Origin of the sequence: Rhodanobacter ginsenosidimutans (genome assembly GCF_042655685.1) — a bacterium.
Taxonomy (GTDB): Bacteria; Pseudomonadota; Gammaproteobacteria; order Xanthomonadales; family Rhodanobacteraceae; genus Rhodanobacter; species Rhodanobacter ginsenosidimutans.
In genome coordinates this window covers 1336395-1362596 of record NZ_JBHSMM010000001.1, presented here as the reverse complement: position 1 = coordinate 1362596, position 26202 = coordinate 1336395, and the positions used below count along the sequence as shown (strand labels likewise).

The following is a 26202-nucleotide window of genomic DNA, read 5'->3' as shown; positions in this document are numbered from 1 at the left end:
TCAATAGCTTGAGGCCCACCCTCTCTGTTCGCATGCCTTCGGTCCGCCGCCTCGACAGACGGCCAGTCTGCCTTCGCCGACGGCCCTGTGGCCTGCGAACAGAGAGGTTGGGTGACGGCGGTGATACTTGGTCAGCGTTGCCTTAATACGTGGTGGGCAGGCGCACGGTTACGGTGGCGTCGGGCGTGTCGCGGGTAATGCCGACGCCAAGCGCCACGTTCAGCGTGCGCCGGTCGCTGAGGCGATAGGAACCGCCGACCAGCAAGGTGCCCAGCACCGTCTTCGCCGACCCCGCCACCGTCTTGCCGTTCTGCCTGGTCAGGCCCACGAAACTCTGGTCGTAGCCCAGGCTGATGGACGCCTTGTCGTTCAGCGCAAAGCCCATGCCCAGGCTGAGATCCACCACGTCACCCACCTCGATCGTGCCCAGCGATTCCCTGTCCCCACCCAGCACGCGGCGGCTGACGCCATGGCGGGCAAAGTTGTGCAGGTAACTGAGGTTGCCGAAAAACACCACCGGGTCGGACGGATACAGCCAGGTCACGCCCGGCTGCAATGAATAGAAACCCGAGCCTGTCGGCAGTTGCAGCGGCATGCCGGTGCCGGTGACGTTCTGGATGCAGCGGTTGACGCAATCGGTGGTGACATCGAACGGATCGCGACCGGTGCGCGATTTGAAACGCAGCCAGCCCACGAAATAGGGTTTGTCGGCGCCACCGTCATTCATCTGATAGCGCGCGGTCGCCTCGATGTCGCCCAGGCCGTGCCCGCTGGAGGTGAACACGCGATCCTCCGCGCTGCCGGTGAATATCTCGCGGCTGGTCGTGTCGGTATGGCTGTGCAGGTATGGCACCCGCAGCTCCAGCTCCATCCGGTTGGTGAGCCCGTAGCGCAGCGCCAGCGCGCCGGTCTGCGTAGTGGTCCTGACCTGGCGAGCGTCGATCAAGCCGATCAGCACGGCGGGGATCACCGTGTAGCCGATCAGGTCGACCCGGTCGGCCGAGGAATAGCCGAACTGGTACGACGGCTCGATCACGAATTTGCCGCGCGGCGTTAGCACCCCGGGCTGCTCGAAGATGGGCGCCACCGCGGGCGGCCCCGGTTCGCGCACGGGCGCGCGGCCAACCGGTTGCGATGCCGCGGCGACGGCCGTTCCAGTTGTCGCCACGCCGGATGTGGCAGCCGTATTTGCGGTGCCCGCAGACTTGTCACCGCCGTCCATGCCCATCTCGTGGCGCAATGTGCGGTAATCCGCCTCCTGTGCCGCCAGCGCGCGCTTGAGCTGTTCGATCTGCGCCATCTGGGCGGCCAGCTGGCTGCGCATGGCATCCAGCCGCTCACCCTGCTGGATCACATTCTGCCTGATGGCGGCGGGCAGCCCATCGGCGGTGGACGATGCCGGTTGCTGGGCATGCGCCATCCCGAGACAGAGCAAGCCGACGCAACCGGCGGCATATTTGCTTCGCGACGATTTCCCTGCCATGCCCTTTCCTCTTGAGCCCAAAAGCACGTGCGAAGCCGCACTCACCGCGTCGCCACTCAATGCCCCAGCGACTGGATCAACGCGCCCTGCAAGGTGTCGCCCAGGCGCGCGCTGCGAAACTGGTCCAGGTGATCCACCGACGCGTCGATCGTGGTAAGGCTCTGGATGTGCTGGCCGTCGAGGCTGTTCTGGATCATGGTGGCCGTGGCGGCGCCCGATGGCACCAGTGCCGCGGTGTTGCCCTGCCCGCCTTGCACCACCGTGAGGACGCCATCGACCGCGGCCAGCGCCTGCGCCTGCGCGGGCGACATGTGGCCGATATCGGGTATCGACACGCTCGTGCGGGTGGCCAGATTGCCGTTGATATAAACCACGCGATCGATGCCGAACGACGCCAGCAAACCGCTGCCGTTGTCGAAGCCACCGCGCATGGTGTCGAGCTGCGCGTTGCCGACCGGAAGCGACCAGGCATTCACGCAAGGCGGCCCGCATGCCGCCGTCGCCAGCGGTGCCGCACCGAGCGTGGCCGCTGCAACCAAACCCAATGAGCAAGAACGAAGATGCCGCGAATGTCGGGTCCTGGTCATGGTTCGTTCCACGCTCAGAGGTCGTTGGGACCGCGTTTGGGCAGGGTGATCCGGTCCAGCCCGCGCCGGTCGATGCCGTCGCCCAGCGAGGCCAGCGGCGCGGTGCGCCAATCGTCCGCGCTGTTGAACACAGCCAGGGTGCGGCGGTTGTGAATGACGAAAACCAGCTTGCTCTGCCATGCCGCCTCGAACGTGCTGCGCGCCATTGCCCGGGTACCGCGCGCAGGGTCGCCCACCAGCACGCGACCGTTGCGCAGGCCCTTCACCACCACGAAATGGTGGTAGCCCTTCTCGTTCAGCAGCACGATGGCCGGCACGCTGGATTGGCGCAGTTTGTCCAGCGGCACATGGAACCCGTCGGCCTCGAAACCGTTGGCGTGCAGAAAGCGCTTGATGTCCAGCAGGGAGAAACCTTCGCGCCGGATCTTCGCGCGGTCGCCATGGGTGTACATCTGCTCGAACACCCATTGCTCGTCCACCGGGTAGCCATACTGATACGTCAGCAGGGTGGCGGTGGCCGCGGAGCCGCAGCTGAAGTCGAAATGCTGGCGGATGGTGTTCTTGAAACGCGCTTCCTTGAGGCTGGTGAGGTGGAACGTATAGCCGTTGCCCTGGATGCCTGGCACCTCCATCGTGGCCGCCCACGCCGTGCCGAGCAGCAGCATCGATACCGCCAGCAACACCTTGCACCAGTTGCCATGCTTCATGGCTGGAATTGCACGTTGATGATCGTGGCGTTCTGGATCAGCACGTTGTTGCCGCTGTTCTGGATCACCATCGGCACGCCCGCCGCACCCGTGAATGCGCCGCCGGAAATCGTGTTGTAGCCGCTGGCGACGTGATCGGCGCTGTTGTTGTCCACGGTGCCGTGCAGGTGCATGTTTTCCACGACGTCGGTACCGCCACGCATCGTGGCCAGGGTGGCGGAGGTGACGCTGGGACCAAAGCCGTCGGTGCTGACCGGCACGGCGACGTGAGCCGCAGTTGCCGGCGAGGGAGTCGCCGGGGCCGGTGATTGTGCGAGGGCCGCCATCGCCATGGGTGCCAGCAGGCATCCCGGCAATGTGGGCAGAAGAAATCGGCAGCTTCGCATGGCGTCACTCCGTGAATACTCGGCGCCAGGGCACGGCGCATTACCGTGCCTTGGCCAGGTCAGGGAAAACGCCGTGGAGCATTACTCCACGGCGGGCTTTCCGTTACGGGCCGACGGTGAGGTTGGCCTGCACATTCACGCTTTGCTGCACCAGCGCGGCAGCGCCGCTGTTCTGGGCGATCACCGCGATACCCGCGGCACCCACGGCGGTGCCGTTCATCTGGTTGGACATGTCGAAGCTGCCGGCGTCCGCGTACGACGTGCCGCCGGCACCACCAGCACCGCCGGCCGCACCCATGCCATCGCCGCCGTTGCCGGCACCACCGTTGCCGCCCGCGCCACCGTTGCCGGCGGTATTGCCGCTGGCACCGCTGCCGCCGCCGCTGCCGGTGGCCGCGCCGCTGTCCGAGGTGGCCGCACCACCGGTACCGGCACCGGCCATCCAGCTGTCCGCACCACCCGTCGCGGTGCCGCTGTTGCCGCCGGAGAGCATGCCGGAGCTGTCGTTGTTGTTGTCGCCAGCCGCGCCGCTGCTGTTGCCGCCCGCGCCGAGGCTGCCCGCGGCGACACCGCCACTGCTCGCCGATCCGTAGCCACCGGCGCCGCTATGACCCTGCGCATCGCCACCGCGGCCGCCATGGCCGGCACCGCCGCCATTGCCCCTGGCTCCGTAACCGGCACCGCCGGCACCGCCGCGCCCGCCGTCGGCATTGCCCATGTTGTTGGCGGCGTTGCCCACGGTGACACCCACGTTCGAGACCATGCCGCTCAGTTCGCTGTTGGCGGCGACGCGGTTGACGTTGTTGGAGCTGGTCATGTCATGCGAATCGGCGTGGGTGCTGGAGTTGGAGTGGCTGCTGGAGTCGCTGCTGTTTGCCACGTTTTGCAGCACGGCCGCGTTGTCCTGGGCGTTGGAGCCACCACCGTTGTTCTGGGTCTTGTCCGCCATGGCGGGCAAGGTGAGGCCGATACCGAGGCAGATGGCAGTAGCGATAAGTGTCTTGCGCATGGTCGTTCTCCGTTTGAAAGCCTGATCAAGCTCTGGAATCACCCCGGCGGGCCGGGGCCGTTGTCTGCGATGCCAGAGGGGTCGGATCAGGCGCTCACCGGAACGACAGTGCGTTCGGCGATTCCATGACAACCATCAAGACTTGCTGATCCTGGCTACAACCGGCTCGTGTTCGCAGCGTGCGGAATTTGCATAAACGGTGCCGATCAGACGGATCAGATTAATTTCAACGAAATCATTGATTTGCGGTTAAAACCAGGAGAACGAAACGCTTCCGTTGCGGAAACGGTGTAACACCGGTGATACACCCGCTGCGCATCACCCGTCGGCAATTAGGCGCACCGATGGCGCCACGGCGGGCTCGGTGTGCCCGCCGTGGCGTCAATGAGTGGTGTATCGAGGTTGTTACAGGTGTATCGCGGCAAGGCGGTGTTGCCGCTGCCGCGGGGCCTCAATCAGGCGTGTGGAAGAGCATCGCGACTGAAGTCGCTCCTGCATATACAGCGTCAGCGCTTGTCGATGGGGATATAGCTGCGGTCTTCCGGGCCGGTGTAGTTGGCGCTGGGGCGGATGATCTTGCCGTCCTCGCGTTGCTCGATCACGTGCGCGCTCCAGCCTGAGGTGCGGGCGATCACAAACAGCGGCGTGAACATCGCGGTGGGCACGCCCATCATGCGGTAGGCGCTGGCGGAGAACCAGTCGAGGTTGGGGAACATCTTCTTGATCTCGGCCATCACCGTCTCGATGCGTTCGGAAACATCAAACAAGGTGGGGTTGCCGCCCTCGGTGCACAGCCGGCGCGAGATTTCCTTGATGATCTCGTTGCGCGGATCGGACACCGTGTACACCGGGTGGCCGAAGCCGATCACGATCTCCTTGCGCTCCACGCGGGCGCGGATGTCGGCCTCCGCGTCATCGGCGCTGCGGTAGCGGGAGATGATCTCCATCGCCACCTCGTTGGCGCCGCCATGCTTGGGACCGCGCAGCGCGCCGATCGCCCCGGTGATCGCCGAATAGATGTCCGAACCGGTGCCGGCGATGACGCGCGCGGCGAAGGTGGACGCGTTGAACTCGTGCTCGGCATACAGCACCAGCGACTTGTCCAGCGCCTGCGCGTGCAGGTCGCTGGGCTTCTTGCCGTGCAGCAGGTGCAGGAAATGGGCGGCGATGGATTCGTCGTCCGTCTCCGTCTCGATGCGCTTGCCGTTGTGGCTGAAGTGGTACCAGTACAAAAGCATCGAGCCGAAGCTGGCCATCAGGCGATCGGCGATGTCGCGCGCGCCGGTGACGTTGTGGTCGTCCTTTTCCGGCAGCACCGTGCCCAACACCGAGCAACCCGTGCGCAACACATCCATCGGATGGGTGGAGGCCGGCAGCAGCTCCATCGCCGCCTTCACCGGTGCCGGCAGGCCGCGCAGGCGCTTCAGCCGCTGGCGGTAATTGTTGAGCTCGGTCCAGTTCGGCAGCACGCCGTGTACCAGCAGGTATGCCACTTCCTCGAAGTTGCCCTTGGACGCCAGGTCGTGGATGTCGTAGCCGCGGTAATGCAGGTCATTGCCGCTGCGGCCCACCGTGCACAGCGCGGTGTTGCCGGCGGCCACACCGGACAGTGCGACGGATTTCTTGGCCTTGGGCAGGGCTTGCTCGCTCATGGATATCTCCTGTGATGCAGGGAATTCGAACCTTGAAACGTGTGTCCTGCAGGAGCGCACCCTGTGCGCGAAATGCGTCCGTGAAGAGCTTTCGCGCACAGGCTGCGCTCCTGCAGGGGGAGTCAGTTCTTCTGGGAAAACAGCTCGTCCAGCTTGTCCTCGTACGCGTGATAGTCGAGGAAGTCGTACAGCTCCTCGCGCGTTTGCATCGTTGGCACCGCGGCTTTCTGGGTGCCGTCACGAAGCACGGTTTCGTAGAAGTTCAGCGCGGCCTTGTTCATGGCGCGATAGGCGCCGCAGCAATACAGCGCGATATCGACATTCGCCTCGCGCAGCTCGTCGGTGGTGAAGAACGGCGTGCTGCCGAATTCGGTGAGGTTGGCCAGGATGGGCACTTTCACCGCGGCCTTGAAGCGGCGGTAGTCGTCCAGCGTCTTCATCGCCTCGGGGAAGATCATGTCGGCGCCAGCCTCGACATAGGCGCAAGCACGGTCGATCGCCGCGTCGATGCCCTCCACCGCCGCCGCATCGGTACGCGCCATGATCACGAAGCCGGGCTCGGTGCGCGCGTCCACCGCGGCCTTCACCCGATCGACCATCTCCTCCTTGCTCACCACTTCCTTGCCGGGACGATGGCCGCAACGCTTCTGGCCCACCTGATCCTCCATGTGCACGGCGGCAACGCCGGCCTGCGTGAAACTGCGGATGGTGCGGGCGATGTTGAACGCACCGCCCCAGCCGGTGTCGATGTCGACCAGCAGCGGCATGCCGGTGGCATCGACGATGCGCCGCGCGTCGATCAGCACGTCTTCCATGCTGCTGATGCCCAGGTCCGGCACGCCCAGCGAATTGGCCGCCACGCCGCCACCGGAGAGGTAAATGGCCTTGAAACCGGTGCGCTGGGCCATGCGCGCCGCATAGGCCGTGATGGCGCCGACAACCTGCAACGGTTGCTCCTGCGCCACGGCGGCGCGGAATCGCGCGCCGGGGGAAGCTGTCTGTGTCATGGCGCCTCCGTCAAAGCCGCGATTTTAGCCCACCACGTCTGCGCGGCCGTTCTGCAGGGCAACATATCGATAGTCACAGCCAATCGAAGCGATGCCGACAATCAATTAGATAGATCGCTCGCCACGTCGTATCTTAGGACTCACCTTCACCAACGAGGATGCTCCCGATGTCCCTGATCAACACCGAAATCAAACCATTCAAGGCGCAGGCTCTGAAGAGCGGCAAGTTCATCGAAGTGACCGACGCCGACCTGAAGGGCAAGTGGTCGGTCGTGTTCTTCTACCCCGCCGACTTCACCTTCGTCTGCCCCACCGAGCTCGAGGACCTGGCCGACAACTACGCCGAGTTCCAGAAGCTGGGCGTGGAAATCTACAGCGTCTCCACCGACACCCATTTCGCCCACAAGGCGTGGCACGACACCTCCGATGCGGTGAAGAAGATCAACTACACCATGATCGGCGACCCGACCCACGCGATCTCGCGCAACTTCGACGTGCTGATCGAAGCCGACGGCATCGCCGATCGCGGCACCTTCGTGATCGACCCCGCGGGCAAGATCCAGATTGTCGAGATCAACGCCGGTGGCATCGGCCGTGACGCCGCGGAACTGCTGCGCAAGGTCAAGGCCGCGCAGTACGTCGCCGCCCATCCGAACGAGGTCTGCCCGGCCAAGTGGAAGGAAGGCGAAAAGACCCTGGCGCCGTCGCTGGACCTGGTCGGCAAGATCTGATTCACCGCGCCACCGAAACCGGGCGCTGAAAAGCGCCCGGCTTCACCTCACTCTGGATGCTTCTGTCAGCGGCTTGCGCCCGGCAACGCTCCCCCGCCTGCCGACCCTCCCCTCGGTACAGGCCGCTGTCACAAACGTCTTTCCTCCCCCCACGATTTTTCTCCGCATCCATCACTGGAGTGGTAGCCATGCTCGACGAAACCCTCAAAACCCAGTTGCAGGCCTATCTGGAAAAGCTGTTGCAGCCGATCGAACTGGTTGCCGCGCTCGACGACAGCGCCAAATCCACAGAGCTGGACGAGCTGCTGCAGGAGATCGCCGCGCTGTCCGACAAGATCACGCTGCGCCGCGACGACAGCGAAGCACGCAAGCCCTCGTTCGCGATCAACCGCATCGGGACGGACATCGGCGTGCGCTTCGCCGGCATTCCGATGGGCCATGAATTCACCTCGCTCGTGCTCGCCCTGCTGCAGGTCGGCGGGCATCCCTCCAAGACCGCGGCGGATGTGATCGAGCAGGTACGCAATCTCGATGGCGAGTACAAGTTCGAGACCTATTTCTCGCTGTCCTGCCAGAACTGCCCCGACGTGGTGCAGGCGCTGAACCTGATGAGCGTGCTGAACCCGAACATCCAGCACATTGCCATCGACGGCGCGCTGTACCAGGACGAGGTCGAGGCACGCCAGGTGATGTCGGTGCCCACCGTGTTCCTCAACGGCGAGGTGTTCGACCAGGGCCGCATGAGCCTGGAGCAGATCCTGGCGAAGATCGACACCGGCTCCAGCGCCCGCGAAGCGGAGAAGATCAAGGCCAAGGACGCGTTCGACGTGCTCGTCATCGGCGGCGGCCCGGCCGGCGCGGCGGCGGCGATCTATGCCGCGCGCAAGGGCATCCGCACCGGTGTGGCAGCCGAGCGTTTCGGCGGCCAGGTGCTGGACACCATGGCCATCGAGAACTTCATCTCGGTGCCCTACACCGAAGGCCCGAAGATGGCGGCGGCGCTGGAACAGCACGTGCACGAATACGAGGTGGACGTGATGAACCTGCAGCGCGCCGAGAAGCTGGTGCCGGCCAGCGACGCCACCGGCGGCCTGGTGGAAGTGCAACTGGCCAACGGCGCCACGCTGAAATCGAAGACCGTGATCCTCTCCACCGGCGCGCGCTGGCGGCAGATGGGCGTGCCCGGTGAAGACCAGTACCGCAACAAGGGCGTGGCCTACTGCCCGCACTGCGACGGCCCGCTGTACAAGGGCAAGCGCGTGGCGGTAATCGGCGGCGGCAACTCCGGCGTCGAGGCGGCCATCGACCTGGCCGGCATCGTGGCCCACGTCACGCTGATCGAGTTCGACAGCAAGCTGCGTGCGGATGATGTCCTGCAGCGCAAGCTGCGCAGCCTGCCCAACGTGGACGTCATCGTCAGCGCACTCAGCACGGAAGTATTGGGCGACGGGCAGAAGGTCAGCGCGCTGGTTTACAAGGACCGTACCAACGAGCAGATGCACACGCTGGAGCTGGAAGGCATCTTCGTGCAGATCGGCCTGCTGCCGAACACCGAATGGCTGAAGGGCACGCTGGAACTGTCCCCGCGCGGCGAGATCGTGATCGACGAACGCGGCCAGACCTCCCTGCCCGGCGTGTTCGCCGCCGGCGACGCCACTACGGTGCCGTACAAGCAGATCGTGATCGCGATGGGTGCGGGTTCGACCGCGGCGTTGAGCGCGTTCGACCACCTGATCCGCACGTCGGCACCGGCAGCCGAAACCAGAGCTGTCGCAGCGGCGTGACGCTTGGTACACACCTGTGGGAGCGACTTCAGTCGCGATGCTTCTGCTCTGAAACTCCAAAGCAAGAGCATCGCGACTGAAGTCGCTCCCACAACAACAACACACAAAAAAGCCGGCGAAAGCCGGCTTTTTTGTGTCACATGGATCCGCCGCTTACTTCTTGGCAAACAGATGCTCGACGCCAGCACGCTCCTCGCGCAGCTCCTTGGCGGTGGCGTCCATGCGGGCGCGGGCGAAATCGCTGACGGCCAGGCCCTGCACGATCTCGTACTTGCCGCCCTTCACGGTGACCGGGTAACCGTAGATCACGCCCGGCTCGATGCCGTACGAACCGTCGGACGGGATGCCCATCGACACCCAGTCGCCCTCGGCCGTGCCCAGCGCCCAAGTGCGCACATGGTCGATCGCGGCCGACGCCGCCGAGGCGGCGGACGAGGCGCCGCGCGCCTTGATGATGGCCGCGCCACGCTGCTGCACGGTGGGGATGAAATCGGTTTCGTACCAGGACTGGTCGACCAGCTCCAGCGCCGGCTTGCCGTCGACGGTAACGTGCGACAGGTCGGGGAACTGGGTGGAGCTGTGGTTGCCCCAGATCGTCATGTGCTTGACGTCGGTGTTGTGCTTGCCGGTTTTCTCGGCCAGCAGGCTCAGCGCGCGGTTGTGGTCCAGGCGCACCATCGCGGTGAAGCACTTCGGATCCAGATCCGGTGCGTTCTGCTGCGCGATCAGCGCGTTGGTGTTGGCCGGGTTGCCCACCACCAGCACCTTCACGTCGCGCTTGGCATGGTCGTTCAAGGCCTTGCCCTGCGGCCCGAAGATGGCGCCGTTCGCTTCCAGCAGATCCTTGCGCTCCATGCCGGGGCCGCGCGGACGCGCGCCGACCAGCAGCGCGTAATCGACGTCCTTGAAGGCCACGTTCAGATCATCGGTGGCCACGACGCCGGCCAGCGTGAGGAACGCGCAGTCGTTCAGTTCCATCACCACGCCCTGCAGCGCGGGCAGCGCCGGGGTGATTTCCAGCAGGTGCAGGATGACCGGCTGGTCCTTGCCCAGCATGTCGCCAGCGGCGATGCGGAAAAGCAGCGCGTAGCCGATCTGGCCGGCAGCGCCAGTGATGGCAACTCGAACGGGGGCTTTCATGAGCGGTGACTCCTTGGGTGAGAGGGGCAGCGTGTGGCGAAGGCGGTTCAGGCCCGAAGCAAAGGCGCGATTTTATCACGCGGCCGTCTGCCGGCGCGATTTGGGCCGTCCAGACGGCAGAAGGCCGCCAACAGACGTGGCGGCCTTCACCTTTCCAGCGTGGGGAATGCTCAGCCGCGCTGGTCGAGCACCGCGTTCCATTCCGCCACGCGCTCGGACTGCGCCGCCAGCAGCGCGTCGACGTCGCCGGACACTTCCACCTTCTCGATCACGTCGCCCTGCTGCACGGCGTTGACCACTTTCTGGTCATCCTCGCCCAGCACTTCGCCGAACACGGTGTGCTTGCCGTCCAGCCACGGCGTGGCGCCATGGGTGATGAAAAACTGGCTGCCATTGGTGCGCGGGCCGGCGTTGGCCATCGACAGCACGCCGGGCTTGTCGTGGCGCAGCGACGGGTTGAACTCGTCCTCGAACTTGTAGCCCGGGCCGCCGCGGCCGCTGCCTTCGGGGCAACCGCCCTGGATCATGAAGTCGGCGATCACGCGGTGGAACGACAGGCCGTCGTAGTAACCACGCTTGGCCAGGTTCACGAAACTGGCCACGGTGACCGGCGCCTTGTCGTCGTGCAGCCGCAGGTGGATCGGGCCGCGGTTGGTGGTGAAGGTGACATTGATGGTCATCGATAGTCCTTGAGGTCGGAAACGGTTTGCGCCCATGGCCATGGACGCGGGAAGTCCTGAAATCGCACCGCCGCGCGTCGAAACGGGCCGCCGGTGCCACCGGGGCTGCCAAGAATAACCCAGGCCCCGTGCGGAGCAGTGCCTCCGTCGACAGCTCTCGCAGCATGCAATGACGCGGGTGAAAACAACGCGACCGCAGCCCTGGCACGGCCGAAAACTAGCCGAGCGCGACCACGGCCCGGGTCCGGCTGCTCTCCAGCGCGGCCTCGATGATGCGCACGTTCAGCAAGGTATCGGCCAGCGCCACCGGCGCGGGCGCACCCTCTCGCACATGGCGATAGACCCCGGCGAAGAACGTCTGATAGCTGCCCGCCGGCGAGGGATAGCGGCGGCGCTCGTCGTGGCCATCGACGCAGGTGTGCAGTACGCCATGCTCCGCCGTGGGCTCTTGTCCCCAGTCGGCGACATTGGGCGAGATGCCCTGATCCAGCATGTCGGCCTGCACGTCGGCACGGGATTTGAGGAACGATCCCTCCGTACCATGCACCACGAATCCCGGTACCGGCTCCAGCGCCAGCAGGCTGCTCTTCAGTCGTACGGTAAACGCGCCGTACAGCAGCGTCAGGTCGAAATAGTCGTTGACCACCGAGCCGGGCCGGTGGGTGCGCAGCACCGCGAAAACACGCTCCGGCCTGCCGAACAGGCAGATCGCCTGGTCGATCAGATGCGGGCCAAGGTCGTAGATGACGCCCGTGCCCAGCTGATCGACCTCCTTGTGCGCCTTCGCGCTGAGGTTTTTTTCGTAGCGGTCGTAATGGAATTCCGCCTCGATCAGCTGCCCCAGCAGTCCCTTTTCGACAACCTCCCGCACGGCCAGGAAATCGCTGTCCCAGCGGCGATTCTGGAATGCGACCAGCTTGCGGTCCTGCCGTGCTGCCAGTTCGACCATCTCGGCGGCCTGTGCGGACGTCACCGAGAAAGGCTTCTCCACCACCACATGCTTGCCCGCCAGCAGGGCCATCCGCACGTGCTCGAAATGGTCCACGTTCGGCGTGTTCACCACGACCAGCTCGATGGCCGGGTCCGCCAGCATCGCCTCGACCGAATCGTACGAGCGGATGTCGGGATAGGTATTCGCCACGCGCTTGGCATGGCGTTCCACCACGGCGTGCAGCGAGAACTCGTCCATTGCATGCAGGAATGGCGCCTGGAACATCCGGCCCGACATGCCGAACGCGCACAGGCCGGTGACGATGGGGCGCTTGTTTTCCGCCATGGGGTAGCTCCGTGATGGTTTGGCTTGGGGAGATGCGGTTGGGTTGTGCGTCGGCTGAGGGACGCTGGACGTTCAGGAGTATTGCAGCCGCAAAGTGCGGGCGCATTGATGTGGTTTTTGTTCGGCTTTGAGGAGCGCCCCCATCCGCCCTGCCGGGCACCTTCCCCCGTTATACGGGGGAAGGAAACTGGCCGTTTCGAGGAGTCCGATCGCTTCCTTCCCCCGCTTGCGGAGGAAGGTGCCGAAGGCGGAAGGGGACCCGCTCTTCAGCACACCCCAAATCAATCCGCCGCCGGCGACTTCCTACGCCGTACCGGCTTGGCCTCGCTGGCGGCAATCAGCTGCTGCAGATACGCGATGCCCTCCTCCTCGGGAAAGAACGCCACCACGTCGGCCACGGTCAGGCCATAGCGCTTGCGCAGGGACAGAAAATCCGCCCTTGCGTTGGCGAGTCGCTGGTCGGCGACGGGGACATCAGCGGGAAGGTGCTCCTTGCGATCGATGGCGGCGAGTTCCTCCTGGAAGCGCCGGAATGCATCGTTGGGGACAGTCATGAAACTCGAAGGTGCGGGATGGCGAAGGCCGATATTGTCGCATGACTCGAGCCAACGGCTGACTGCCGCGCGGATTCGTTCCTCACCCCGGCGCATCCTCCGCCGCCACGAACCCGCCGGTCTGCCGCTTCCACAGCCGCGCATACAGCCCATCGCGTGCGATCAGTTCGGCGTGCGTGCCGCTCTCCACGATCACGCCCTTGTCCAACACCACCAACCGATCCATGCGGGCGATGGTGGACAGGCGGTGGGCGATGGCGATCACGGTCTTGCCCTGCATCAGCAGGTCGAGGCTGTCCTGGATGGCGGCTTCCGCCTCGGAATCCAGCGCCGAGGTGGCTTCGTCCAGTACCAGGATCGGCGCGTCCTTCAACAGCACGCGGGCGATGGCGATGCGCTGGCGCTGGCCACCGCTGAGTTTCACGCCGCGCTCGCCGACCAGCGCGTCATAGCCGCGGCGGCCTTCGCCGTCGCTGAGCGTGGGGATGAACTCGTCCGCCCGCGCCTTGCGTACGGCGGCGGCGATCTGCGCATCACTGGCGTCTGGACGTCCATACAGGATGTTGTCGCGGATCGAGCGGTGCAGCAGCGAGGTGTCCTGCGTCACCACGCCGATCTGCGAGCGCAGGCTTTCCTGGGTGACGTGGGCGATGTCCTGGCCGTCGATCAGGATGCGTCCGGATTCCAGGTCGTACAGCCGCAGCAGCACGTTGACCAGGGTGGATTTGCCCGCGCCCGAGGGGCCGACCACACCGATCTTCTCGCCGGCCCGCACGGCCAGGTCGAGTCCCGCGATCACGCCACCCTGCTTGCCGTAATGAAAATGGATGTGCTCGAAACGCACCGCGCCGTTGACCACTTCCAGCGGCATGGCGCCCTCGCGATCCTGCACCGTGCGCGGCTGCGAGATCGTGGTGATGCCGTCCTGCACGGTGCCCACGTCCTCGAAGATGCCGTTGACGACCCACATGATCCAGCCGGACATGTTGTTGATGCGGATCACCAGCCCGGTCGACAGCGCGATCGCGCCCACCGTCACCCGGCCCTCGCTCCACAGCCACAACGCCAGCGCCGAGGTGCCCACGATCAAGAAACCGTTGAGCACGGTGATGCTGGCGTCCATCGCGGTGGTGACGCGGGTCATCCGGCGCAGCTTGTCCGTTTGCTCGGCCATCGCGTCGGCCACATAGGCTTCCTCGCGCCGCGTATGCGCGAACAGTTTCAGCGTCAGGATGTTGCTGTAACCGTCGACGATGCGGCCCATCAGTTTCGAGCGTGCCTCCGAGGCCAGCCACGAGCGCTGCTTGATGCGCGGGATGAAGAACGTCAGCAGGCCGACATACGCAAACACCCACGCGAACAACGGCAGTGCCAGCCACAGGTCGGCCTGCGCAAACAGCACGATGGCGCTGCCGGTGTAGATCACCACGTACCAGATCGCATCGACGATCTGCACCGCCGAGGCGCGCAACGCGCTGCCGGTCTGCATGATGCGGTTGGCGATGCGGCCGGCGAAATCGTTCTGGAAGAACGCCAGGCTTTGCCGGATCACGTAGCGATGATTCTGCCAGCGGATGCGGTTGGTGAGGCTGGGCACGATGGCCTGGTTCACCAGCAGGTCGTGGGAACTGTTCAGCAGCGGCCGCGCCACCAGGGCCACGAAGGCCATGCCCAGCAGCTCCATGCCGTGCGTGCGGAAGAAGACGTCCGGCCCGCTCTGCGCCAGATCCACCAACCGCCCGATGAATCCGAACAGCGCCACCTCCACGATGGCCACGCCGAAACCCACCACGATGGCCGCCGCGAATGCCGGCCACGCCTGGCGCAGGTAGAACAGGTAGAAGCGCCGCACCGACGTCGGCGGCATCACGTCGACCGGTTCCTTGAATGCGTCGATGAGGGATTCGAACCAGCGGAAGATCATGGGGAGGCAACGAGCGGGGGATGGGATAACTTGCGTGTCCGCGCCGGGTTTCGCAAGGGCCTGTGGAACCGACTTCTGTGGGAGCGACTTCAGTCGCGATGCTTTTGCTTTGAAACTCCCGACCAAGAGCATCGCGACTGAAGTCGCTCCCACATGATCGGGCCATCGGCACGAACATGAACGCCAGCCGCCGCAACCGGCACGTACGCGCCGGCCGCGATTGACCGCCTGCGGCGGCGCTCCGATCATGCACGGATGCCTATCCTGCTCCGCTGTCTCCTGCTTCTGCTGCTGAGCTTCGGCAGCAGCCTTTCATTGGCCCAGACCGGCGATCCGTCGCCGGCCGCCGCCACGCCGACGGCCACACCGGCGCAATCGCTGGATCAACTCACCGAACAACTCGATTCGGTGCGGGCCGATCTCAAGAGCAAGGATGGCAATCCGCCGCTGGCCGACCTGCGCGCCACCGCCCTGGGCGTGCAGGACCAGGCGCGCCAGCTGGCCGCCAGTCTGGCGCCGCAAATGATGGCCTTGCAGGCGCAATTGACCGTGCTGGGGCCGGCGCCGGCCAGCGGCGCACCCGCCGAAGCGTCCGAGGTTGCCGCACAACGGCGCCAACTGGACCGGGCGCAGACCAACCTGGACGCGCAGATCAAGCAGGCGCAGTTGCTCAGCCAGAACGCATTGCAACTGGCCGCGCAGATCAGCGGCATGCGCAACGACCAGTTTCAGGCGAGGTTGGCCTCGCGTACGGCCACGCCGTTCAGCGGTGCGTTCTGGCTCGATGTGGCGCGCACCTTGCCGGGCGACACCCAGCGGCTCAAGCGGCTTGGCGTTCGCCTTGGCAATGCGTGGAGCGACGCGTGGCAGCCGCCCAACCGGAAACCGTTGCTGCTTTGCCTGATCGGCGCGGTGCTGCTGCTCGGCGGCGGCCGCTGGGCGCTGGAACGGGCGTTGCTGGGGCTGGCCAAGCGCCATGTTCCGGATGGCCATCTGCGGCGCAGCGCGATGGCCACGGCGGTGGCGCTGACGGCCGTCTTCACCACCGGCCTGGCGGCGGAGCTGGCCTACCTCGGGCTGAACTGGAACGACATCCTCGACGACGACACCGCCACGCTGGCCCATGCCGCGGTGCAACTGGTGTGCTTTGCGGCGTTTGTGGTGGGGCTGGGCCGGGCGCTGCTCTCGGTGCGGCGCCCGTCGTGGCGGCTGCCGGCGTTGACCGACCGGGTCGCGCAGTGCCTGCGTCCGTTTCCCTGGTGGCTGGGCGCGGCGGCGCTGGCGTTTGGCCTGTTCGACCGCGCCAGCCGCACGATCGGCACCAGCCTGCCCGCCACGGTAGCGGCGCGCGGCCTGTTTGCACTGGTCGTCAGCGGCTTGATCGGCATGGCGCTGATGCGTATGCATCGCACGCGCCTGGCATCAGCCAGCAGCGACGCCGAACCACAACATCGCCCCGTGTGGGTAGGCATCCTGATGGCCGCCGCCACGCTGGCCGTGGTGCTCTGCTGGCTGGCAGTGGCGACCGGTTTCATTGCGCTGGCATTTTTCCTGGCCAGGGAAATGCTGTGGGTGGGCGTGATCGTGGCATCCACCTACTTGCTGATCCATCTGCTGACGGATCTGGTCACGGCCCTGCTGGCGCCGCAGGGCCGTGGCGGCCAGCGTCTGCAAAGCACGTTCGACCTGCGCCCGCACACGTTGGAGCAGGCGGTGATCGTGCTCAATGCCGTCCTGCGGGTGACTCTGGTGCTGCTGGCGCTGGCGACCGTGCTGACGCCGTTCGGTGCCGGCCCCGGCGACCTGATCACCAGCGCGAAGCAAACGTTCGGCAACCTCAAGCTGGGTGATCTGGCGATCGATCCGGGCAGCATCTTCACCGCCGCGCTGGTGTTCGCGATCGGCTGGTACACGCTGCGCAGACTCAAATGCTGGCTGCGCGACAAGCTGCTGCCGAGCTCCACCATGGAGCTCGGCATGCAGGAATCGCTGGTTACCCTGCTCGGCTACCTGGGCAGCATGCTGGTGTTCGTGCTGACGCTGGCCGCGTTGCATGTGGATCTGAAAAGCATCGCCTGGATCGTCAGCGCGCTGTCGGTGGGTATCGGTTTCGGCCTGCAGGCGATCGTGCAGAACTTCATCTCCGGCCTGATCCTGCTGGTGGAGCGGCCGGTGAAGGTGGGCGACTGGGTCAGCCTGTCGTCGGACGTCGAGGGCGACATCCAGCGCATCAACGTGCGCGCCACCGAAATCCGCATGGGTGACCGCTCCACCGTGATCGTGCCCAACTCGCAACTGATCACCCAGAACGTGCGCAACGTGACCCTCGCCAACGCGCTGGGCCGCGTGCAGATCGTGTTGCCGCTGCCGCTGGATACCGACGCGGGCAAGGTGCGGTCATTGGTGCTGGAGGTGCTGCAGGCGCATCCGGCCACACTGGAATCGCCCGCGCCGCTGGTGCAGCTGTCCGGCATCGACGCCAACTCGATGACCTTCAGTTGCACCGCCTACGTCAACAGCCCGCGCGACGTGGGCAGCGTGAAAAGCGACCTGCTGTTCGAACTGCTCGACCGCCTGCGCAAGGCCGGGCTCCAGCTGGCGCGCACGCAAAGCATGCTGGTGCGCACGCTGCCGCTGCCCGGGGACGCCGAACCCACGGGCTGAGCCGGTAGTTGCAACCCGCGGCAGGCTAACCGGCGGGCCGGAAATTCAGGGCGTGGCGACAGGCTTCAGCCTTGAATCCGGTCGCGCGACGGCATACATCGCCCAGCTGATCTGCTTGAGCAGGCCGTGGTGGTCGTCGCCGATCCAGTACACATTGCCGTGGGTGCGGTCGGGCAGGAAACGGAACTCGGACTTCGCACCCAGACCATCGAGCACAGCCTTCAGCTTGTGCGCGGAGCCGTCGAGGTAGAACGTGTCGGCGGTGCCCACGTAGAGATGAATCTTGCCGTCCAGGTCGGGTTTCAGCTCGGGCCACTGCTGCTGCAGGCGGTACGCAATGTCGTAGTGGTCGCGCCAGTATGACACCACCGCCGGATCAACGTCGCCGGTGTCGCGATCGAACATCGGCACAGGCCGGCCATCCTTGCCGCGCGGTGAGAACACCCACTCGAACGAGGCCAGCTGGCCGCCGTAGCTGCCCAGCACGCGTTCAAGCTTCGCGAACTGCTCGAACGTACCCAGCACCTTGTCGTGGTTGCGCACCAGCGGGTAGGCCGAGCCGTCGGCGCGGCGATAGACATTGGCATGCGGCGCGTACAGGTCGACGCCGGTGAAGTCGTGGAAGTCGCTGGGGTCGGGCGAGGTCGACCAGGTGCCGCCGAAGACCTTCGGATAGCGCGTCTGCAGCCACAACGTGGCCCAGCCACCGGAGGAGTGGCCGTTGAGGAAGCGACCGTTGACGTCACCGTCCATGCGGTAATGCGCTTCGAGATGCGGGATCAGCTCGGTGGTCAGCGCCTGTCCCCACGGGCCGTTGTTGACCGAGTCGGCAAACTCGTGGGTGCCGGTGGGGCTGGACTCATCCAGGAACACCCAGATCATCGGCGGCATCTGCTGCTTCGCCATCGCCGTGTAGACGGTGACGATGGGGCGGATCACGCGATCGTTGTTGCCGCCGAAACCCTGGGTGTAATAGACCGTGGGGTAGCGGGTGGCGGCATTGGCGTCGTAGCCGGGCGGCGTCAGTACCCAGCCGCGCATGTGGATCGGCCGGCCCCAGAACGCGCTCAGCAGCGGGCTGGTGAAATCGACCAAGTGCGCGTGCGGGCGTGCCGCGGCCACGTTTTCGCGCATCGCCGGCGACGCCGACAGCGGCACGGTCCATGGGTCATCGTCTGCCGGCAAGGCCTTCGCCAGCTTCAGTTTCGGCACACCGGCGGCGGGCAGATGCAGCTTGACCACCTCGCTGACCAGGTCGCCGGCGCCACGCCCCAGGTAGTTGTAGTCGTGGTTCACGTCCAGCACGGCCTGCACCAGGTAATCGCCCGGGGGCAGCTGCGACCAGCCGGCGGGATACGCCATGTGTTCGGGGTCGACGTCGATCGTCTTCCCCGGCACCCAGTGCTCCACCTCGCGTGCCGCCACGCTGGTGACCGTGCCGCTGAACGGATCGGCATCCACCGATTCGACCACGCTGCTCTTGCCCTTCGATTCCGCCTTGGCGGCCGCCTCGGCCACTTTCGCGTCTGTCGCGAACAGCAGCAGCCGGCCCGAGGTCGGTTGCGCGCCGTTGGTTCCGAGTTCGACCCGGATGTAGTGATGATCCAGTGCGTGGTCGCCGCGCGCCTGGGCAGCGCCAACCAGCAACCCGAACGACAGCAGGACCGCCACCGCATGATGCCGATACTTCATGTCCCTTCCCCTTGGAGTGTGGGCGGTAGAAACTTTCGAGGCGAAAAAGTGGTTGCGTGAGGACAGATTTTTGCCGATTTGCCGGCCCATGGTGGTTCCATGGGCCAAGAAGCGGCGGAAATATGGACCACGCAACCGCTTTTGCAGCCCGGAAGATTTCTACCGCCCACGCTCCTAGCCTGAGCGCCGCGAACAGCGCGGTGGTGGATCAGTTATCAGTGGTTCGCCGGCTTCAATCGCAAATCCTGGAAATCGAAACTGAAATCGGTCAGCGGCGAGATTGGCTCCATCCGCACCTCGCGCACGGCCCCGTCCGGGTCCAGCGCGTAGCTGACGAACGCATCGGCATTCAGCGTGCGGTCGTCCCAGCGCACCACGAAGGTGTCGTGCTGCCACGGCGTCATGGTGCCGACCAGTTGCGCGGTCTTGCTGAAGCGCATGCGCAGCTTGCCGTTCTCCTGGCTGACGATGATGTCGCCGTACCAGGGGTCGCGGTAGGTGCCGGCGTATTTCGCCAGCGGCAGCGAGGGCTTGCTGTGCTTGTCGCGGGCGGCCTCGTGTTTGGCGAAGCTGTCGTCGGCATGGGCCTGAGATTTCTTCACCGCCTTGGTATAGACGGCCACCCAGTCCGTCTTATGATCGCGGTTCAGGTAGGCATCCAGCACGCGGTAGGTTACCGCGTTGAAGGCCGCGCCCGATTCGGCATTGGTCAACACCACTACGCCCAGGTGCTGGTCGGGCACCAGGGTCACCCGCGACACCATGCCGGGCCAGCCGCCGGTGTGCCACACCAGCCGTTGTCCGCGGTAGTCGGACAGGAACCACGACTCGCCGTAGCCGGAGAACTTCGGCGTCAGCGGCGCCAGCTCGGGAATCGACGGTTTGCGGATAGTGATGGGCGTCAGCATGCTCCACATCTGCTGCTGGCTCTTCTCGGAAAACAGCCGTTGCGACTTGCCGTCCGTACCCTTGGTGGGCAGGACGCCGCCGGCCAGTTGCACGTTCATCCACTTGGCCATGTCGTGCACGCTGGCATAGATGCCGCCGGCGCCCGGATCGTTGAGCCAGGCCATCGGCGGCACCGGCTGCAGATCCTTGAAATCGGCCTTGGCGTGCCCCGTGGCCACATCCATCCCGGGTTTGATGTAGGTCTTGTCGATCAGCGACTCGTCCATGCCCACCGGCTTGAAGATGTGGTCGCGCACATAGTCGGCATAGCTCTGCCCGGACGCTTCCTCGATCACCAGCGTGGCCACCGCGAACAGGATGTTGTCGTAGGCATAGCCACTGCGGAAACCATTGGCGATCGGCACATGCGCCAACCGCTGCACCACCTCCTTGGTGGTGTATGAGGTGGGCGGCCAATACAGCAGATCACCCGCGCCCAGTGACAGACCGCTGCGATGCGCCAGCAAATCGCGGATACGCATCTCGTGGGTAATGTACGGGTCGGACATGCGGAACCACGGCAGATGGTCGATCACCCGGTCGTCCATGTTCAGCTTGCCCGCCTCGGCCAGCTGCTGCAGCGAGGCGGCCGTGAACGCCTTGGTATTGGAGGCGATCGCGAACAAGGTGTGCGCATCGACGGCGTCGGGTTTACCCAGCTCGCGCTGGCCGAAGCCCCGCGCCAGCACCACGTTGCCGTCCTTGACGATCGCCACGGCGATGCCGGGCACGTCGAACGCCTTGCGCGCGCTTTCCACATACGCATCGAAATCCTGCAACTGCGCGGGCAGCAGCGGGCGTACCTGGTCGTTGGTGGAGATGGGCAGCTGCGGTATCGAGGAGGTCGGCGCCTGCGCCGCGGCACCCAACGTGGCGACGCACAACGCGCACGCCACCGAGAGGCGCAAGACAAGAGGTCGCTGCAGCATCGATAACTCCATGACAGGGGCAGTCGCACCACTATCGCGGCAAACCGGGCGGCAGGCCAGCGCCGGAAGTCACGCGGCCGCTGGCGGCCGTTCACGACAGTTGCATGCACGTCGCGGCATGCTGCGTTACCAACTCCGCCAGGCCTGTTTCCGATGGAACACCCTGACCACACCGCCGCCAGCAGCGCGCTGCACGGGCCCATCCGCGTCGGTGTGGGCGGCTGGGTGTATGCGCCCTGGCGCGACAATTTCTATCCCGCCGACCTGCTGCGGCGGCTGGAGCTGGATTACGCCAGCCGCCACCTGCGCGCCATCGAGGTCAACGGCACTTACTACAGTGCGCAAAAACCGGCCACCTACGCCAAGTGGGCCGAGGCCACGCCGCCGGGTTTCGTGTTCTCGCTGAAAGCGCCGCGCTACATCACCGAAAGCCGGCCGCTGGCGCACAGCGGCAAGGGCGTGGACAGCTTCATCTACGGCGGCATCGAGGAAATGGGGGATCGGCTGGGCCCGATCCTGTGGCAGCTGCCGCCGTCGCGAAAATTCGATGCCGACGACCTGGACGCCTTCCTGCAGGCGCTGCCTCGCGTATTGAACGGGCGACCACTGCGCCACGTGCTGGAGGTGCGCAAGCCCGGCTTCCTGTGCCCGGCTTATGTGGAATTGGCGCGCAAGCACGCGATCCCCACCGTGTTCACCGACTCGCCGAAATTCCCATCGCTGGCCGACCTCACCGGCGACTTCGTCTATGCCCGGCTGATGCGCAGCATCGAAGAGATCGCCACCGGCTACGAAGACAGGGCGCTGGATCAATGGGCGGCGCATGCCCAGGCATGGGCCGCGGGCCGCGACATCGCTGCCCTACCCCACGTCGGCCCCACCCAACCGCCCGGGCCACCGCGCGAGGTGTTCGTTTTTTTCATCAGCAGCGCAAAACTGCGCAACCCGGCCGCCGCGATGGCGTTGCAGGAGCGAGTTGATCGGCTGGCCTGACGGGAATCGGGAAAGGCAGCGCGCCGCCCCCTCACCGTTCGCCCTGAGGGTAGCCGCGCAGCGGCGAAGTCGAAGGGTGTTTCGCCGCGATGCGGCTACGATGCGAACGGCCAACCGGCACTCGCCCGTTGCGTTTCCGTATCATCACGACTGACCCAAGCCGACCTGCCGCCAACCTGCCATGCGCCGATTCCATCCGCTGATCCTGCTTGCCGCGCTGGTGGTTGCGCTGGTCATGTGGCGACAGCCACCGTCGACCTCGCCGGGGGTGGCCCCTACCGCACCGGAAGTCGCCAGCCAGATCGATCACGCGCGCGATTCGTCGACACTGCCAGCGTTCCTGCCGCCCGAGGCCCGCGATACCTTGCGCCGCATCGCCAGCGGCGGGCCATTCGCCCATAGCCAGGATGGCACCGTGTTCGGCAATTACGAGCGCCACCTGCCACAACAACCGCGCGGCTATTACCACGAGTACACCGTGGAAACGCCCGGCGCGCGCAACCGCGGCGCGCGGCGCATCATCACCGGCGACACACCGCCGCGCGTCTATTACTACACCGACGATCATTACCGCAGCTTCCGCCGCTTCACGCTACAACCATGAGCGCGCACCGTTTCGACCTCAACCTGACCCAGCCCGCGCAAAGCGGGGTGTATTTCGTCGGCACCGACGACCTCGACCGGCTGGCGAAGGCGGCGCGACGCGACGAGTTGCAGGTGTGCCGCACGGACCTTGGCGGCTGCGCGGACAAATACGAATTGCTGCAGCGCCTGGCCGTTTCACTGACGTTGCCCGCCAGCTTCGGCCACAACTGGGATGCCCTGGCGGACTGCCTGCGCGACATGAGCTGGTTGCCCGCGTGGGGCTACGCGCTGCTGTTCGAACGCGGCGACGACCTGCGCAAGGCCGCACCGGAAGATTTCACCACCCTGCTCGGCGTGCTGGACGACGCGGCCACCTTCGGTGCCGACCACGACAAACCCTGGTTCGCGTTTCTGGCCCTGCCCGACGAGGCATTCGACGGCGGCTGATCGTGTCACGCTACGCCTCTGCCAACGCACCCATCACCCTGGATACCCATGCAAACGATCGATTTCGAACTGGAAGGCAGCTACGTCGAGTTGAACATGCTGCTGAAGCTGGTCGGCCTGTGCGACAGCGGCGGCGCCGGCAAGCGGCTGGTGGCCGAGGGCGATGTCAAGGTCGACGGCGCCACCGAATTGCGCAAGACCTGCAAGATCGTAGCCGACCAAACGGTCACGCTTGGCGATGTGGAAATCCGGGTATTGGCCGACCCCGAAGGCTGAGGGTGAAGGCTTTGCTTCCCCCGCCTGCGGGGGAAGCTGCCCGGAGGGCTGAAGGGGGGCTTTTCCCGACGGCGAAAAGCAAAAACAAGAGCGCCCCCATCCGCCTTCGGCACCTTCCCCCGCAAGCGGGGGAAGGAAACGACGAGGCTCACGCCTTGCTTCCCCCGCCTGCGGGGGAAGCTGCCCGGAGGGCTGAAGGGGGCGCTCAACCCGGCAGTTCACCCAGCCGCCGACCCAGGTCGGCATGCTCCGGTAAACGCAACCCGAACCGCTCCTCCAATACCCGCCGCACCTCCCCGCCATCACGCAACGAATGATGCTCGGGCTCATGGCCCAGCCGGCGCACGGTGAACTCGCGGTCGAGCAGGGTCAGGCGGCGGTCGCCTTCGATGCGGGCGGCCACCAGATGGGTGGTGAAGCGGGAGCCGGGATAGGTCGAGACGTAGTGGTTGGCGACCACAAGGTCGATCGGATACGGCGTGTGCAGGTCGAAGCGGTACAGCGGGCGCCAGACACCGTGCACCCGCGATTGCATGCACCAGTCGCTGTCCATCCGCACCAGGCGGAAAGGTTCGAGCGGTGTCGGTTGTTCGATATCTGCCTGCAGGCGCAAGGCGCCGGTGAGGGTCTGGCTGCCGAAGCCCACGTCGACCAATCGGGTTTCACCATCCAGATCGACGCGCAGCAACATGTGTGTCTGCGCCGTCATGGTGTCGTCGGTTTGCCGCCAGAGCACCCGCGCGATCAACGCGGAGACCTCGAAACCGATGGCCCGCAACGCAGCTTGCAGCAACAGGTTCTGTTCGAAGCAGTAACCGCCGCGGCCATCGTGGAGCACTTTGCGCTCGATCGCGGAGAGCTCCAGGTCGACCGGCAGGCCAAGCCAGGGAGTGAGGTTTTCGAAGGGAATGGTGGCCGCATGGGCCGCTACCAGCCCGCGCAGGGTCGGCAGGTCGGGCGCCACGGTGGCGCGATAGTCGATGCGCCGCAGGTAGGCGTCCAGGTCGATGGGCGGGTGCACGCGGGTGGCCGTAGTGGTGGGGCACATGACGGTATCACCGTCGGGGCCACGGCGCCCCATGGCAGGCGACGTCGATCAATCGTGGTTGTGCGCGTGCTGCATGGTGTCCAGCGCCAGCGCCGAATGCGCGTAGGCGCCGCCGGCGCGCATCTCCGCTGCCACCCAGATCGCCTCCATGATCTGCTGTTCGCTGGCGCCTTGCTTCAACGCTTCGGCGGTGTGGCCCTTGATGCAATACGGGCATTGGGTGACATGCGCCACCGCCACGGCAATCAGCTGCTTGGTGACGGCCGGCACGGCGCCTTCGGCAAACACGGCGGCACTGAACGCCTTGAACGCCTTCAGCGGCTCGGGCGCCAGCTCGCGGCGTTTGCGTGCCAGCTCGGCGCTGGCCTGGGGATAGAGGGGTGTGTCCATGGTTGTGCTCCGTGGGGAATCGGCTTCCGGTTCGATCGCAGGGGTATCGAACGGGGATCAGGAAGGCCGCGGGGAGACGCCTTGCACCCAGCTCGGCGGGTCGCTGGCGGGAAAGCTCTGCGCCAGTTCCTCGTCGATGCGCTGCTCGCGCTGCGCCCTCAGTTCCAGCGCGGCAGTTGCGGAAAGGCCGGACCCGCCGATACCGCCGCGCTCCGGCACAACGGCATGGCGATGCAATGGACGGCGAAACAGGTACATGGCGATACCTCCTGGTGGACGACGACGAAACCGCCACCGGGCCTGCCGTGCATGGCGCTCACAACCCCAGGTTGTTGTGCTCCAGCACGCGCTCGGCGCGATAGCTTGAACGAACCAGCGGCCCGGCCACGGCTTCCAGAAAACCCTTGGCCAGGGCCAATTCGCGGTACTGGCGAAATTCGTCCGGCGTCACGAAACGTTGCACCGCCAGGTGATGCGGGCTGGGGCGCATGTACTGGCCGAGGGTGACCACGTCGACGTTGGCGGCGCGGATGTCGTCCAGGGTACGGTCGATCTCCTCGTCGGTTTCGCCCAGCCCCAGCATCAGGCTGGTCTTGGTCAGCGTCTTCGGCGCGTGGCGCTTGGCAAACGCCAGCACGTCCAGCGTCTGCGCGTAACCGGCGCGCGGATCGCGCACGGGGTGGGTCAGGCGTTCCACCGTCTCCAGGTTCTGCGCATACGTGGCCAGCCCCGCATCAAGCACGGTGGCCACGTCGGCACGCCGGCCGGCGAAGTCGGGTGTCAGCGCCTCCACCGCGGTTTGCGGCGAACGCTGGTGGATGGCCCGCACGCAGGCGGCGTAATGGGCGGCGCCGCCATCGGGCAGGTCATCGCGATCCACCGAGGTCAGCACCACGTAGTTGAGCCCCATCAAGGCCACTGCGTCGGCCACCTGCATCGGCTCCAGCGGATCGAGCCAGCCGTTGGGGTTGCCGGTGCTGACCGAACAGAAGCGGCAGGCCCGCGTGCACACCGAGCCCATCAGCATCAGCGTGGCGGTACCGCGGCCCCAGCATTCGGCGATGTTGGGGCATTTCGACTCGGCGCAGACGGTGTGCAGGTTGTGGCTGCGCACGATCTCGTGCACTTCCTCGTAGCGGGCGCCGCTGGGCAGTTTTATGCGCAGCCACGGCGGTTTGTGCCCGATGTCGGGCGTGGCACTGCCGGCGTTGGGGCGGATGCCGCCCTTGATCGCACGGGTGCCCTGCGGGCTGGTGAACTTGGTGCCGTCGGGGACGTGGGTGGGTTGCGGGTCACTGGACATGGGCGGA

The 26202-nt window shown here is 65.8% G+C and carries 25 protein-coding genes; 7 read left to right on the top strand and 18 right to left on the bottom strand.

The window, feature by feature from the left end:
• Nucleotides 1–142: 142 nt before the first annotated feature.
• The 7 genes from ACFPK0_RS05860 to prpB all read right to left on the bottom strand — a co-directional run bounded on the left by ACFPK0_RS05860 (nucleotide 143) and on the right by prpB (nucleotide 6831).
• On the bottom strand, nucleotides 143–1483 hold the full coding sequence (locus ACFPK0_RS05860) for a PspA/IM30 family protein (protein WP_056080444.1): 1341 nt from the start codon (nucleotides 1481–1483) through the stop codon (nucleotides 143–145).
• Nucleotides 1484–1539: 56 nt separating this feature from the next.
• Nucleotides 1540–1959, bottom strand: coding sequence for a hypothetical protein (locus tag ACFPK0_RS05855; RefSeq protein ID WP_377339035.1), 420 nt, complete (start codon nucleotides 1957–1959; stop codon nucleotides 1540–1542).
• A gap of 125 nt (nucleotides 1960–2084) precedes the next feature.
• The gene (locus ACFPK0_RS05850) at nucleotides 2085–2777 is read right to left on the bottom strand and encodes a C39 family peptidase (protein ID WP_377339033.1); all 693 of its coding nucleotides are present in this window, start codon (nucleotides 2775–2777) and stop codon (nucleotides 2085–2087) included.
• Nucleotides 2774–3163, bottom strand: a complete 390-nt coding sequence (locus ACFPK0_RS05845) for a hypothetical protein (RefSeq protein WP_377339030.1) — start codon at nucleotides 3161–3163, stop codon at nucleotides 2774–2776. Before ACFPK0_RS05845 ends, ACFPK0_RS05850 begins: the two co-directional genes overlap by 4 nt.
• Before the next feature lie 103 nt (nucleotides 3164–3266).
• Nucleotides 3267–4172: a hypothetical protein gene (locus ACFPK0_RS05840; protein WP_377339028.1), complete on the bottom strand. Its 906-nt coding sequence runs from the start codon at nucleotides 4170–4172 to the stop codon at nucleotides 3267–3269.
• A 506-nt stretch (nucleotides 4173–4678) separates the two neighbouring features.
• Complete coding sequence (gene prpC / locus ACFPK0_RS05835) at nucleotides 4679–5824, bottom strand: bifunctional 2-methylcitrate synthase/citrate synthase (RefSeq protein ID WP_056080455.1); 1146 nt, start codon at nucleotides 5822–5824, stop codon at nucleotides 4679–4681.
• 122 nt (nucleotides 5825–5946) lie between these two features.
• Nucleotides 5947–6831, bottom strand: coding sequence for a methylisocitrate lyase (gene prpB, locus ACFPK0_RS05830; protein ID WP_056080458.1), 885 nt, complete (start codon nucleotides 6829–6831; stop codon nucleotides 5947–5949).
• 167 nt (nucleotides 6832–6998) lie between these two features.
• On the opposite strand from prpB, the gene ahpC reads away from it, so the two are divergent.
• A complete protein-coding gene (ahpC, locus tag ACFPK0_RS05825) occupies nucleotides 6999–7562 on the top strand; it encodes an alkyl hydroperoxide reductase subunit C (RefSeq protein WP_056080462.1) in 564 nt (187 codons plus the stop codon).
• A 188-nt stretch (nucleotides 7563–7750) separates the two neighbouring features.
• Nucleotides 7751–9346 carry an alkyl hydroperoxide reductase subunit F gene (ahpF, locus tag ACFPK0_RS05820; RefSeq protein ID WP_377339025.1) on the top strand — a complete coding sequence of 532 codons (1596 nt, stop codon included), beginning with the start codon at nucleotides 7751–7753 and terminating at the stop codon, nucleotides 9344–9346.
• Between the two features lie 153 nt (nucleotides 9347–9499).
• Here ahpF and ACFPK0_RS05815 read toward each other — a convergent pair whose 3' ends face one another.
• From ACFPK0_RS05815 to ACFPK0_RS05795, 5 genes are all read right to left on the bottom strand, one after another.
• The gene (locus ACFPK0_RS05815; protein ID WP_377339023.1) at nucleotides 9500–10486 is read right to left on the bottom strand and encodes a malate dehydrogenase; all 987 of its coding nucleotides are present in this window, start codon (nucleotides 10484–10486) and stop codon (nucleotides 9500–9502) included.
• A 170-nt stretch (nucleotides 10487–10656) separates the two neighbouring features.
• Entirely contained in the window at nucleotides 10657–11166 is a 510-nt protein-coding gene (locus ACFPK0_RS05810; protein WP_377339021.1) for a peptidylprolyl isomerase, read from the bottom strand.
• A gap of 217 nt (nucleotides 11167–11383) precedes the next feature.
• Entirely contained in the window at nucleotides 11384–12442 is a 1059-nt protein-coding gene (locus ACFPK0_RS05805) for a Gfo/Idh/MocA family oxidoreductase (RefSeq protein ID WP_377339019.1), read from the bottom strand.
• 281 nt (nucleotides 12443–12723) lie between these two features.
• Entirely contained in the window at nucleotides 12724–12996 is a 273-nt protein-coding gene (locus ACFPK0_RS05800; RefSeq protein ID WP_056080478.1) for a hypothetical protein, read from the bottom strand.
• Between the two features lie 82 nt (nucleotides 12997–13078).
• Nucleotides 13079–14917 carry an ABC transporter ATP-binding protein gene (locus tag ACFPK0_RS05795; RefSeq protein WP_377340277.1) on the bottom strand — a complete coding sequence of 613 codons (1839 nt, stop codon included), beginning with the start codon at nucleotides 14915–14917 and terminating at the stop codon, nucleotides 13079–13081.
• A gap of 258 nt (nucleotides 14918–15175) precedes the next feature.
• Between ACFPK0_RS05795 and ACFPK0_RS05790 the strand changes: the two genes are divergently transcribed.
• Nucleotides 15176–17584, top strand: coding sequence for a DUF3772 domain-containing protein (locus tag ACFPK0_RS05790; RefSeq protein WP_377339017.1), 2409 nt, complete (start codon nucleotides 15176–15178; stop codon nucleotides 17582–17584).
• Nucleotides 17585–17629: 45 nt separating this feature from the next.
• Here ACFPK0_RS05790 and ACFPK0_RS05785 read toward each other — a convergent pair whose 3' ends face one another.
• Both ACFPK0_RS05785 and ACFPK0_RS05780 read right to left on the bottom strand, forming a co-directional pair.
• On the bottom strand, nucleotides 17630–19276 hold the full coding sequence (locus tag ACFPK0_RS05785; RefSeq protein WP_056080482.1) for an alpha/beta hydrolase: 1647 nt from the start codon (nucleotides 19274–19276) through the stop codon (nucleotides 17630–17632).
• Between the two features lie 215 nt (nucleotides 19277–19491).
• Complete coding sequence (locus ACFPK0_RS05780; RefSeq protein WP_056080486.1) at nucleotides 19492–21153, bottom strand: serine hydrolase; 1662 nt, start codon at nucleotides 21151–21153, stop codon at nucleotides 19492–19494.
• Nucleotides 21154–21306: 153 nt separating this feature from the next.
• Here ACFPK0_RS05780 and ACFPK0_RS05775 point away from each other — a divergent pair, with 153 nt between their 5' ends.
• The 4 genes from ACFPK0_RS05775 to ACFPK0_RS05760 all read left to right on the top strand — a co-directional run bounded on the left by ACFPK0_RS05775 (nucleotide 21307) and on the right by ACFPK0_RS05760 (nucleotide 23454).
• The gene (locus tag ACFPK0_RS05775; protein WP_377339013.1) at nucleotides 21307–22146 is read left to right on the top strand and encodes a DUF72 domain-containing protein; all 840 of its coding nucleotides are present in this window, start codon (nucleotides 21307–21309) and stop codon (nucleotides 22144–22146) included.
• 181 nt (nucleotides 22147–22327) lie between these two features.
• Nucleotides 22328–22750: a guanyl-specific ribonuclease gene (locus ACFPK0_RS05770; protein WP_377339011.1), complete on the top strand. Its 423-nt coding sequence runs from the start codon at nucleotides 22328–22330 to the stop codon at nucleotides 22748–22750.
• Complete coding sequence (locus tag ACFPK0_RS05765) at nucleotides 22747–23178, top strand: barstar family protein (protein ID WP_056604816.1); 432 nt, start codon at nucleotides 22747–22749, stop codon at nucleotides 23176–23178. Before ACFPK0_RS05770 ends, ACFPK0_RS05765 begins: the two co-directional genes overlap by 4 nt.
• A gap of 48 nt (nucleotides 23179–23226) precedes the next feature.
• On the top strand, nucleotides 23227–23454 hold the full coding sequence (locus ACFPK0_RS05760; protein WP_377339009.1) for an RNA-binding S4 domain-containing protein: 228 nt from the start codon (nucleotides 23227–23229) through the stop codon (nucleotides 23452–23454).
• Nucleotides 23455–23659: 205 nt separating this feature from the next.
• Here the strand turns inward: ACFPK0_RS05760 and ACFPK0_RS05755 are convergent, their stop codons facing one another.
• Genes ACFPK0_RS05755 through lipA form a run of 4 tightly spaced genes read right to left on the bottom strand, consistent with a single transcriptional unit; the run spans nucleotide 23660 to nucleotide 26195 of the window.
• Nucleotides 23660–24502 carry an arylamine N-acetyltransferase family protein gene (locus tag ACFPK0_RS05755; protein ID WP_377339006.1) on the bottom strand — a complete coding sequence of 281 codons (843 nt, stop codon included), beginning with the start codon at nucleotides 24500–24502 and terminating at the stop codon, nucleotides 23660–23662.
• A gap of 48 nt (nucleotides 24503–24550) precedes the next feature.
• Nucleotides 24551–24892: a carboxymuconolactone decarboxylase family protein gene (locus tag ACFPK0_RS05750; protein WP_056080505.1), complete on the bottom strand. Its 342-nt coding sequence runs from the start codon at nucleotides 24890–24892 to the stop codon at nucleotides 24551–24553.
• Nucleotides 24893–24949: 57 nt separating this feature from the next.
• Nucleotides 24950–25150: a hypothetical protein gene (locus ACFPK0_RS05745; protein ID WP_377339003.1), complete on the bottom strand. Its 201-nt coding sequence runs from the start codon at nucleotides 25148–25150 to the stop codon at nucleotides 24950–24952.
• Between the two features lie 58 nt (nucleotides 25151–25208).
• Nucleotides 25209–26195 carry a lipoyl synthase gene (gene lipA / locus ACFPK0_RS05740; protein WP_377339001.1) on the bottom strand — a complete coding sequence of 329 codons (987 nt, stop codon included), beginning with the start codon at nucleotides 26193–26195 and terminating at the stop codon, nucleotides 25209–25211.
• Nucleotides 26196–26202: the final 7 nt, after the last annotated feature.